The following is a 10,634-nucleotide window of genomic DNA, read 5'->3' on the forward strand; positions in this document are numbered from 1 at the left end:
TGATGGCGGCGGCCATGTTGGCAAAGCCCTCCTTGGACCCCAGCGTCGCCACCACCTGGGTGTCGGGGTTCACCTTCACGCCGAAGCGGCGGCCATAGTAGCTGGCCTGGGCCTTGCGGAGTCCGGGAATGCCCTTCGAGGACGAGTAGCGGTGGGTGCGCGGGTCCTTCACCGTCTCCTTGAGCTTGTCGACAATATGCTGCGGAGTGGGCATGTCCGGATTGCCCATGCCCAGGTCGATGATATCGACGCCCGAGGCACGCAGCCGGGCCTTGATCGGATCGATATGGGCAAAGACGTAGGGCGGCAGGCGGCGGATACGGTGGAAGTCTTCGTTCATGGCGTGAACCTCGGTGACCCGCGACGCACGTTGGCGTGCATGCTTGCCTTGCTTGAAGGCGGTGATTATCGCGGAATTATGGTTTTGACTCGGTTAAGCGGCCAGAGGTGGCCGGGCTCGCTGTCTTCGCCCTCCCCAGCCGCGTTGCGGCCCGCGGGGAGAGCTAACGAGCGGGGGCGAAAGCGCGCAAGGCCACACCGGTCTTCCCGGCGGCACCTCTCGTCGCTGCTACTCCCTGAGTCATGGCCAGATCCTGTGAGCCGATCGTGGCTGATTAGGGGCGGGAGGGCCCGCGGGTCAAGATCTTTTGGCGCGGCGGGCGCGGCTCAGCGAATAGACGACCCCGACGATGACGGGTAGCAGCACCGCTGCGATCGCTGAAGCGAAGAGCGTCACGCCGGGCGGAAGCAGCAGGGCGGCGATGAGCAGCGCGAGGCCCGAAATCATAGCGAGCGCGCCGGTGAGCCGGTGCGTTGCCTGCCAGTTGCCGGCATCGGCGAGGGTCGAGTGAATGCGCACGCCGGCAACGCTGTTGGGCTGGGACTTGGGCAGCGCGTTGCCGACAACGAGCAGCATGACGGCGAGCACGCCGACAATCGCCTGCACCATGCTGACCGGAACGCCGGTGCCGATCAGGACGGTGACCACCTCGACGACGAGGCCGATGAGCAGCAAGGTGGTGATCGCGGCGCCGACGATGGCACTGCCAGACTCGGCAATGCCAGACTTGGCGCTGGGCGCAAAGCGCAGCGCCAGGGCGAACAGCACCACCGTCGCCAGCTGCAGGCCGAGCGGCAGGATCAGCGCCAGTTCGCGCGGCAGGAACCAGTCGGCCTCGCCATGGACATTCCAGTGGACCGGCAGTTCGACCCCGGCCGGCACGAGGACGAAGCCCGCAATCGCAGCGAGGACCGTCGCGGCGACCAGGGCGAGGTTGAGGGGGGACAGCAATCGGATCATTTCTTCATCTCTTTCAGACCGAGCAGGCCCGAAAGCGCCTGTTCGAGAATGGACATGTTGAGATGATAGACGAGGCTCGTGCCGTGGCGCTCGACGGCCACGAGGCCCGCGTCCTTGAGCTTGGCGAAGTGCACCGACATGGTCGGCTTGCTCAGCTCGAAATGGCCGGCCAACTCGCCCGCGCTCAATGGCCCGGTTTTCAAGAGGCCGAGGATTTCTCGCCGCACTGGGTGCGACAAGGCTTCAAAAACGGCGTTGACGCCCATCAGTCATCTCCTGATGGCGCTTATTTCGTATTTTCTCTAATTAGAGTCAAGGCGAAATTTTTGCGGTCCCGCCGCTGGGCTCGAGTGACTTCAGGTAGAGCACGATCGCCTCGGCCTGCTCCGGATCGAACTCGAACTCGGGCATCTCCGGATGCGCGGTCACGATCCCCTCGACAAGCGACTCGCTGAGGTCGCCGACGTCGTAACGCAGGTGCAATTCCCGGAAGCGGGGCGCCGCAGCGAGCTTGCTGTCGCCGGTGGCACCGACGGCATGGCAATCCGAGCAGTACTCATCGACCAGCAGATGCCCCTCCTCGATCGGATCGGCCAGAGCCGGCGTCGCGACCAGCAAGAGGCCCGCCAGCAAGCCAATCGGCAGGGCACGCATCATTTGGATCTCCTATTCTCATCAATGCGCTTTCTACCAGATTGTGCTGCCGACCGATTGACGAAGCGCAAGCTTCAGCGCATCGGCAGGTACTTCAGGAACTGGTCGGCGCTGACCGACCAGGAGAATTGCTCGGCGTAGTCGCGGCAGGCGCCGCGCGGTATATCGAGGGCCGCCAGGGCGGCCTTGCGCAGATCGTTGTCGAGCACGCCAACCGGCGCCCCTCCGATGACATCGATCGGCCCGGTCACCGGGAAGGCAGCGACCGGGGTACCGCTGGCCAGGGCCTCGAGCAGGACAAGGCCGAAGGTGTCCGTCCGGGACGGAAAGACGAAGACATCGGCAGAGGCGAACAGCCGGGCCAGTTCCTCGCCATGCCTCGGACCCAGAAAGACCGCGGCGGCGTATTCTGCACGGAGCTTGTCGAGGCTCGGTCCGCCGCCGACCACGACCTTGGTGCCCGGCAGATCGAGCTGCAGGAATGCCTCGACATTCTTCTCCACCGCGACGCGGCCGACATAGAGAAAGACGGGGCCTGCGTACGGCAATTGATCGCGCCTGCCCGGGTGAAACAGTTCGGTGTCGACACCCTTCTGCCAGATGACAGCGTTGGTGAAGCCGCGCTGTTCAAGCAGGTGCTTCAGGTGCGGCGTGCCGACCAGGCAATAGGTCGCGGCCCCATGGAACCAGCGCAGGAACCGGTAGCTGACCTGCAACGGGACCGGCAGCCGGGCGCGCAGATACTCGGGGAACTGCGTGTGGTAGGCGGTCGAGAACGGGAAGCCGTTCTTGCGGCACCAGCGCCGGGCGATGATGCCGAGCGGCCCTTCGGTAGCGATGTGGATCGCATCGGCGCCGGCCGCCGCGATGCGGTCATAGACCGGCCGGGTCAGGGTGGCCGAGAGACGGATCTCGCCATAACCCGGCATGGGGAAGGTGCGAAACTCGGCCGGGGTGAGGAGCTTGACCGCAAGGCCCCGCCGCTCCAGTTCGCGCGCGACGAGTTCGATGGAGCGGACGACACCGTTGACCTGCGGGTGCCAGGCGTCGGTGACGATGAGGACTGTCTTGGGCTGCGGCATTGGCTGCTCTTTTGTGGCCGCAATGGGTAGCTTGCGGCGTCAAAAAAAGCAAAACCCCAAGAACTCGCCTGAGAAGAGCGGCGTGCATGGTTGGGCGCCCTCTCGAATGCCTGTATAGACGGGATTCCGATTCCCTTGCCTCCAGAAGGTCGATGACGGCACTCAGCAGCGTGACCCTTGCCACCGTTGCCGGCGTGAACATCGATGGCGCGCAGGAGGCGCTGGTGCGTTCGCTGAGGGGCCTAAGGTTCGCGCGGGTCATGTTGTTGGCGCCCGCACCCCCAACTATCCTCGATCCAAGAATTGAGCACGTGCACATCGAGCCGCTGACGTTGCGCGGCTACAATCTGTTCATGCTTCAGCGCATGCACAAGTACGTCGAGACGGCGCATGTGCTTACGGTGCAGCCCGATGGATATGTGCTCAATCCCGAGCGCTGGGATCCTGTGTGGTTGTCGTTCGACTACGTCGGGGCACCGTGGCCCGAGCAGCTTCGGACCCGCAAATACACCATTCTTCTGAAGAACCGGGTCGGCAACAGCGGGTTCGTGCTACGCAGCCGACGCCTCCTGCAACTGACGGCGCGCGCCGACCTCAGTAAGCTCCATTTCCCGATCCTCTCCGACGACCTGATCACCTGCGTGGCGATGTACGAGGACCTACTGGACTTCGGCATCCAGTTCCCCGACGTCCATACGGCGGCGACCTTTTCGATCGAGCACCCGCAGGCGGCGTTCGGCCACACAATGGCCGACACGTTCGGATTTCATGGTGCTCACTACCTGGGCGAGTTGCAGGCCGCGGGGAAGTCGACCTCCCTGTAGCGGCGCGAGCACTAGGCATCGATCGCCCGCAAAGCACGAGGGCCGGATTGCTCCGGCCCTCGTGCAGTATCGGGACTCGAAACGCTCAGCGCTTGGAGAACTGGAAGGAGCGGCGGGCCTTGGCCTTGCCGTACTTCTTGCGTTCGACGACGCGACTGTCACGAGTGAGGAAGCCGCCGGCCTTCAGAACGGCACGCAGTTCCGGCTCGTAGTAGGTGAGCGCCTTGGAGATGCCGTGACGGACGGCACCGGCCTGGCCGGAGAGGCCGCCGCCGGAAACCGACGCAACGATGTCGTACTGGTCCTTGCGGGCCGCAGCGACGATCGGCTGCTGCAGCACCATCTGAAGCACCGGGCGGGCAAAGAACTGGTTGAATTCCTTGCCGTTGACGGTGATCTTGCCGGCGCCCGGCTTGATCCAGACGCGGGCGATGGCGTTCTTGCGCTTGCCGGTCGCATAGGCACGGCCCTGCGCATCGAGCTTCTGCACGTGAACCGGCGCCGGGTTGGCGGCAGCGACGGCGGCGGAAGCCGCGCCAAGGTCTTCGAGCGAGTTGATGGTCTCGGCCATTACTTGGCCCTCACGTTCTTGGAGTTGAAGGAGGCGACGTCGAGCTTCTCGGGCTGCTGTGCCTCATGCGGATGGCTCTCGCCGGCATAGACGCGCAGGTTGCCGTACTGCTTGCGCCCGAGCGGACCCTCGGGGATCATGCGGCGCACGGCGTTCTCCAGCACGCGCTCCGGGAAGCGACCGTTCAGCAGCTCGCGCTGGGTACGGTCCTTGATGCCGCCGGGGTGACCGGAGTGCCAGTAGAAGCGGCGCTGGTCCAGCTTCTTGCCGGTCAGCTTCACCTTGTCGGCGTTGATCACGACGACGTGGTCGCCGGTATCCATATGCGGGGTGAAGGTCGGCAGGTGCTTGCCACGCAGGCGCATGGCGATGATGGAGGCGACACGGCCCACCACCAGATCCTTGGCGTCGATCAGGATCCACTTCTTCTGGATCTCGTCCGGCTTCGCCGTGTAGGTGCTCATCGATTGACTGTCCTTGAAAGCAGGCAGGGAGGCCCCTGCCCCGGATTTCGTGGCGCGGATATACGGATGCTGCGGACGATCGTCAAGTCAAAAGAATTCCCCATGTAAGTCAGATACTTGCTCTTGCGGTATCTGAATACCTCATTGTGGTATTCGGGTACCAAAATGCAAGAGACTGTTATTTATAGAGAATTATGACGGCGTGGCGCGGTGGTATCGGCCAGATAGGCGGTGACGGTTCCGAGCAGCATGAAGGCGAGGGCCTGATGCCCCAGCGCCAGCGAGATGGGCACCGCAGTCAGTAGTGTCGCGATGCCGAGACCCACCTGGGCCACAACCAGCGCCGCAATGCGCGGCAGCCAGCCGTGCTCCCCGGCGAAGCCGCCGCGCCGATGCTGCCGAAACAACAGCCAGGCAACATAGACGAGGACAAGGTATGCGAGGACACGGTGCGTGAATTGCACGGTGAGGGCGTTCTCGAACAGGTTCTTCCAGGCGGGCGACATGGCATCGAGCCCGGAGGGAATGAGAGTGCCGTCCATCAGCGGCCAGGTGTTGTAGGCCATGCCGGCGTCGAGACCGGCGACGAAGGCACCAGCGACGATCTGGACCAGAAGAAGCACCACCAGCCCGACCACCGGCCAGCCGGATGGGCTAGTCTGCGGCAAGGGCTGCAAGCGGCGCGCAACCCAGATCAAGGCCATGAACAACACCGATGCAGCAAAGAGATGTGCCGCAAGGCGGTATTGCGACACCGAGGTCAGTTCGGACAGACCCGAGGACACCATCCACCAGCCCAGGACCCCCTGAAAGCCGCCCAGCACGAACAGCCCGGCAAGCGGCACGGCGAGATTCCAGGTGAAGCGACGCTGGACCAGGAAAACGAGGAACGGCACGGCGAACGCGATGCCGATGATGCGACCAAGGAAGCGGTGTCCCCACTCCCACCAGAAAATCGCCTTGAAATCCTCGATCCCCATCCAGGCGTTCTGCACACCTTGCGGGATCAGCCGATAGGCCTCGAACTCGGCCTGCCAGTCCGCATCCGACAGCGGTGGGACAATTCCCGAGATCGGCTTCCACGATGTGATCGAAAGGCCCGACTCGGTCAGACGCGTGGCGCCGCCAACGACGACCATCGCGAGCACGAGCAGAGCCATGACGTAGAGCCAGATGCGGACGGGCTTCAGGCGGTCATGCGCGAGTCGGTCGATGATGGATTGTTCGGTTGCGCTCAGGGCCAAGATGCGCTCCTTTCGGCGCAACTGCTACTGCCTGCCATGACGGCTGACAAATGCCGCGTTGCCGCACGAACATACAGGATGGCGATGACCACGAGGACAAGAAAGCTGGCCGGCACGGTGCTGATCCTGCTGTCGATCGTGGCATGGTCGATCGTGGCGAGCGCGATCTACATGAGCCTGCTGGCGTCTGCGCCGTGGTGGCTGACCATCGCCTTCTTCGCCATTGCGGGAACGAGCTGGTTCGTACCGGCGGCAATCATCATCCGGTGGATGGTGAAACCGGACTGAGAGCTACTCCCAGCGGACCTTGGCGCCGAGGCTCGTCAGCTTCTCGACGAAATGCGGGTAGGCCCGGCGGATCGGATCGGCGTTCTTGATGCGCGATTCGCCCGGGATCTGGATCGCCGCGAGCAGCAGCGCAACCACGACCCGAATGATGTACGGCGCCTCGACCTGCGCGGGACGCAGCGGATTGCCACCGAAGACCACCAGGCGATGCGGATCGGAGAGGTGCACGCGGGCACCGAACTTGAGCAGTTCGGCGCTCCACCCCAGCGCACCCTCGTAGACCTTGTTCCAGAACAGGATGTCGCCGACGCACCCAACCGAGACGCCGATGGCGTGCGGCAGCAGATCGGCGGGAAAATAGGGCCACGGCGCCGCCTCGATCTTGGGCAGCATTTCGGCAGTGTAGGGCTCGGTGATCCGCCGGGTCCAGCCGGTCGCAGTCACCCTGCCCTCGCCGACCTCGAACTGCATGCCGAGCTTGCCGAACTGGCGCAGGATCAGCGTCATGTGCGGCCCCATGTCGGTTTCGACCGTCAGGCGTCCGCCGGTGACAGCGCCGATAGCGAGGAAGGTCGCGACCTCGTGGTGATCGTCGGGAACACGCGCCACTGTGCCATTGAGCCTGCCGACACCGCGTACCGTCAGCTTTGAGGTGCCGATGCCGTCGAGATCGGCCCCCATTGCGGCCAGCATGTCGCACAGGGCCTGCACGTGAGGCTCGGAGGCCGCGTTGTTCAGGTGCGAGGTCCCGCCCGCCACCGCGGCGATCATCACGAAAGTCTCGGTGGCGGTGACCGAGGCATAGTCGGGCCAGAGGTCGGCGCCGCGAATCTCGCCGCGGCGTTCGATGCGGTAGGGGTGTGTCGCGGCGATGGTGCCGCCGAAGCGCTCGAGAATCTCGAGATGCGGATCGATCTCACGGACACCCAGCGCACAGCCCTTGGCCTCGGTGTCGAAGATCAGGTGTTCGGAGCGCATCAGCACCGGGGCGAGCAGCAGCACGGCGGCCCGGATGCCGACCGGAAGCTCTGCTTCGCTGGTCGCAAAGGCCCGGAAGTCATGCTGGATGACGAGGGTCTGGGCGGCGAGGTTGCGCTCGACGCGCGAGCCCTTTGACCGGAAGTACTCGACCAGCTTGTCGATGTCGCTGATCTCGGGGACGTTGGTGAGCGTCACCTCGTCCTCGGTCAATAGCGTCGCGCAGAGCATCGGCAGCACGGCATTCTTGTTGCCGGACGGGCGGATGGTTCCGGACACGGGGTGGGCGCCGTCGACGATCAGGTCAGACATCGGATTCTCTTGGGTCGGTCTTGCGGCGATGCAATAGCCTATTTGGCCATCAGGGAGAACAGGGCGGGAGTCGCGAAAACGTCGACGTAGCGGCGGGACTGGAACAGGCCATTGAGGGAAATTCGCGGCAGTGCATGCAGGCTGTGCCGATGGTGGGCATAGAGCCCGCCAGGACGCGTGGTGACCGCAGAGCGCAGCCCCAGTTCGCGCGCGAGGGCAAACTCGCGCGGGCCCGCGGACGACGGACCGCCCAGCGGATAGCTGAGGTGTTCGGGTTGCTTGCCGAACTGCGCCTTGATGATGCGGAGCGACTGTTCGATCTCGCTGCGGGCCTCACCAGTCTCGAGCTTGGCGAGCTCGTAGTGATGTACCGTGTGTGCCCCGATAGTGCAGAGCTGGTCGGCGGCGAAGGTCCGCAGATCGGACCAGTCCATGATCAGGTCGCGGCACTGGCGGGCAAGGTCGAAACCGTACTGGCCCGCGAGATCGCGAATCAAGGTGACGCGGTCATGCTCCGGCATGACCCGCATGCGACGGTAAAGTGCAGTGTAGGCCGCCTGCTTCTCGGCCAGCGACGCACTGGGCAGATACTCGGTTTCGCCATTCCAGGTTACCGCCAGCGCGTTCTGGCCGGCGACTATGTCCTCGAGCGCCTGCCACCAGACCTCCCCGATTCCATCCACCAGCGCCGTCGGCACGTAGAGCGTGAACGGACACTGCTGGCGGCGCAGCACGGGCAGCGCATAGCGCAGGTTGTCGCGATAGGCATCATCGAAGGTGAGGACGGCGAAGGGCTTCGCCGGCTCGTCGGTCTCAACGCGCCGGATCGCCTCGTCGATGTCGACGATGTCCAGCCCGAGCTTCCTGATGCGGGTGATGGTGAACTCGAGGAAGTCCGGCTTCACCTGGAGGATGGCATTGGGCGAGAAGTCGGCCGCGTCGTCAGGCAAGACGCGATGCAGCGTGAAGATCACACCGCGGGCCCTCGAGAGCCGGCGCACGAGGACGGGGAGCTGCGAGGCCCAAAGTAGCTCGAAAGCGGCGCCGATCGCCCTGTAGCGCAGCCCGGGCACCTAGGCGACGTCCGCCCGTACGACCGGGACACGCACGACGCGTCCGATCTCGAAACCCAGTGCGGCGATGTCGCGCCGAGCCGCCACGATCGCGGCCTGCGGAGCATCGATGTCTGCGACGAGGATCACCGCAGCGCGGAGATCGGCGAACAGCGGCAGGCCGGACGAGAGCCCGACCCGGCCGGTATCGACGAGCACAACGTGATAGAGGTCGGCAAGCGCCTCGACGAGGGTCAGCGGGCGCTCCGAGCGCCGCTCGAGCGTAGCGAGGCGCCCCCAGGCCACCTCCGCGAGGTTCTCGGCAACACGCTGCACGACGTCGCCGTAGTCTACCCGCTCGGCCGCGAGGTCGGAAAGGCCGGCCTCCCTGGAGAGCTCGGCGCTGCCGGCATCCACGGCCACCGCACTCAGATCGGCCTCGAGGACGTCGCCGAGCAACCGGTCGATCACCGCCGTGACCGGCTCGCGACGGTCGAGACCGGCGATCAGCAACACGCGCATCTGCCGGGACGTGACCGCCGCCGACAGCATGGCGAGTTCGTCGCGCGGTTTGCCGATCGGGGCCGTCTCCGACCTCGCCCCAGGCGTCGGGGAACCGGTTTCGACGGCGAGCGGCGCCGGGGCCGGAGCAACGTCGTCGATGGCGTCGGCGGCCTCGTCCCCCGGATCATCCAGGTCATCGGCTGTCCCCTCTTCCGACTGCAGGGACTGCAGCGCCCGGCCGGATGCCAACTCGCCGAAGACGACGGCACCGGCCTGCAGGAGCACCGCCAACAGGCCGACGGCGGCCAGCGTCAGGGGAATCTTCGGGAAGGCCGGCTCGATGGCGGGAGCCGCTTCGCTGACGATGCGCACATCCGGCAGGGCCGCGTTCGCCGCGGAACGCGACACGGCGTCGGAGTACTTGGCGAGGTAGTTCTCGAGCAGGTCGCGCTGCGCCTTGGCTTCGCGCTCGAGGCCGTCGAGGGTGACGCCATCGCGGGTCGCGGTGCCGGCCGCGCGCTTGGCCGTGGCAAGATCCTCGCGAAGCCTTGCCTCGAGGTCCGCCTCGACCTTTGCCTCGGCCTCAAGGGAGTCGGCGACACGCCGCCCCTCGCGGACGACCTGCGCCTCTATTTCGGCGATCTGGGCCTTGAGCGCCTTGATGGTGGGGTGATTGGCGAGCAGCGTCGTGGACTTCTGCGCCAGATCGGCCCGCAGGTTGGCCTTGGTCTGGAGCAGGCCCTGGATGACGACGGAGCCCCTGACGTCGCCGAGTCCCTCGAGAGACTGGCCCGACCCGATGACGCCGCGAATGAGGTCGGCGCGGGACTGGGCGTCATTCTTGCGCTGCTGGGCCTCGGCGATCTGGGTGGCGACAGTCGACAACTGCTGGTCGGCAACCGGCGTCGCGCTGACGCCGATGAAGAGGTCCTTGTCGACCTTGTAGTTGGCGACCGCGGATTCGGCGGCGGTGACCCTGGCGCGCAGCTTGTCGATTTCCTGCTGCAGCCAGACCGTGGCGTCGACCGTGTCGGCGAGGGATTGCGCGGCGCGGCGCTTGACGTGCGCAGCCGCAAGCGCGTTGGCGATGCGTGCCGCAAGGTCAGCGCTGGTCGAGCGGACATAGATCGAGATCACGGCGGAGTCGCGTTCGCGGATCACAGTCATCCGGTCTGCAAGGTTGGCCAGCACGGTCTCATCGACGTTGCGCGGCTCGGGCTTGCGTCCGACGAGTTGCAGCAGGAAGCCGACGGGCGAAAAGCCCACGCCGGAAAACTCGGGAATCGACCGCAGGCTCTCGGAATCGACCACCTCGAGCAGCAGGTCGCGGGACTTGATCAGCTGGATCTGGCTCGACATCT

Annotated in this window: 13 protein-coding genes; 2 read left to right on the plus strand and 11 right to left on the minus strand. The window is 65.3% G+C overall.

The genetic code is table 11. The features are described from left to right. The 5 genes from ACE3TU_RS14235 to ACE3TU_RS14255 form a co-directional block, all read right to left on the minus strand. On the minus strand, positions 1 to 340 hold a 340-nt coding region (locus ACE3TU_RS14235), incomplete at its 3' end, for an aminotransferase class I/II-fold pyridoxal phosphate-dependent enzyme (RefSeq protein ID WP_374625287.1). A 297-nt stretch (positions 341 to 637) separates the two neighbouring features. Further along, positions 638 to 1,300 (minus strand): SdpI family protein, encoded by a 663-nt coding sequence (locus tag ACE3TU_RS14240; RefSeq protein ID WP_374625289.1) that lies wholly within the window; start codon positions 1,298 to 1,300, stop codon positions 638 to 640. Beyond that, entirely contained in the window at positions 1,297 to 1,566 is a 270-nt protein-coding gene (locus ACE3TU_RS14245) for a metalloregulator ArsR/SmtB family transcription factor (RefSeq protein ID WP_374625291.1), read from the minus strand. The genes ACE3TU_RS14240 and ACE3TU_RS14245 overlap by 4 nt, the downstream gene beginning before the upstream one ends. A gap of 46 nt (positions 1,567 to 1,612) precedes the next feature. After that, positions 1,613 to 1,957, minus strand: a complete 345-nt coding sequence (locus ACE3TU_RS14250; RefSeq protein ID WP_374625293.1) for a cytochrome c — start codon at positions 1,955 to 1,957, stop codon at positions 1,613 to 1,615. A 71-nt stretch (positions 1,958 to 2,028) separates the two neighbouring features. Beyond that, positions 2,029 to 3,036 carry a glycosyltransferase family 4 protein gene (locus tag ACE3TU_RS14255; RefSeq protein ID WP_374625295.1) on the minus strand — a complete coding sequence of 336 codons (1,008 nt, stop codon included), beginning with the start codon at positions 3,034 to 3,036 and terminating at the stop codon, positions 2,029 to 2,031. A 152-nt stretch (positions 3,037 to 3,188) separates the two neighbouring features. Between ACE3TU_RS14255 and ACE3TU_RS14260 the strand changes: the two genes are divergently transcribed. Continuing rightward, positions 3,189 to 3,860, plus strand: coding sequence for a DUF5672 family protein (locus tag ACE3TU_RS14260; protein ID WP_374625297.1), 672 nt, complete (start codon positions 3,189 to 3,191; stop codon positions 3,858 to 3,860). Positions 3,861 to 3,945: 85 nt separating this feature from the next. Here the strand turns inward: ACE3TU_RS14260 and rpsI are convergent, their stop codons facing one another. The 3 genes from rpsI to ACE3TU_RS14275 all read right to left on the minus strand — a co-directional run bounded on the left by rpsI (position 3,946) and on the right by ACE3TU_RS14275 (position 6,139). Then, on the minus strand, positions 3,946 to 4,431 hold the full coding sequence (gene rpsI / locus ACE3TU_RS14265) for a 30S ribosomal protein S9 (RefSeq protein WP_374625299.1): 486 nt from the start codon (positions 4,429 to 4,431) through the stop codon (positions 3,946 to 3,948). Continuing rightward, complete coding sequence (rplM, locus tag ACE3TU_RS14270; RefSeq protein ID WP_374625301.1) at positions 4,431 to 4,895, minus strand: 50S ribosomal protein L13; 465 nt, start codon at positions 4,893 to 4,895, stop codon at positions 4,431 to 4,433. The genes rpsI and rplM overlap by 1 nt, the downstream gene beginning before the upstream one ends. 182 nt (positions 4,896 to 5,077) lie before the next feature. Further along, positions 5,078 to 6,139, minus strand: a complete 1,062-nt coding sequence (locus tag ACE3TU_RS14275) for a COX15/CtaA family protein (protein WP_374625303.1) — start codon at positions 6,137 to 6,139, stop codon at positions 5,078 to 5,080. Positions 6,140 to 6,223: 84 nt separating this feature from the next. Between ACE3TU_RS14275 and ACE3TU_RS14280 the strand changes: the two genes are divergently transcribed. Further along, positions 6,224 to 6,427: a DUF2842 domain-containing protein gene (locus tag ACE3TU_RS14280; protein ID WP_374625305.1), complete on the plus strand. Its 204-nt coding sequence runs from the start codon at positions 6,224 to 6,226 to the stop codon at positions 6,425 to 6,427. 3 nt (positions 6,428 to 6,430) lie between these two features. On the opposite strand, the gene ACE3TU_RS14285 is transcribed toward ACE3TU_RS14280, so the two are convergent. From ACE3TU_RS14285 to ACE3TU_RS14295, 3 genes are all read right to left on the minus strand, one after another. Continuing rightward, positions 6,431 to 7,717, minus strand: a complete 1,287-nt coding sequence (locus ACE3TU_RS14285) for a UDP-N-acetylglucosamine 1-carboxyvinyltransferase (protein WP_374625306.1) — start codon at positions 7,715 to 7,717, stop codon at positions 6,431 to 6,433. A 38-nt stretch (positions 7,718 to 7,755) separates the two neighbouring features. Then, complete coding sequence (locus tag ACE3TU_RS14290) at positions 7,756 to 8,790, minus strand: polysaccharide deacetylase family protein (RefSeq protein WP_374625308.1); 1,035 nt, start codon at positions 8,788 to 8,790, stop codon at positions 7,756 to 7,758. Beyond that, a partial coding sequence (locus ACE3TU_RS14295; protein WP_374625310.1) for a GumC family protein occupies positions 8,791 to 10,634 on the minus strand: 1,844 nt, incomplete at its 5' end. It lies immediately after the preceding gene.

It is taken from the genome of Devosia sp. (assembly GCF_041917035.1).
In the GTDB taxonomy this organism is placed as follows: domain Bacteria; phylum Pseudomonadota; class Alphaproteobacteria; order Rhizobiales; family Devosiaceae; genus Devosia_A.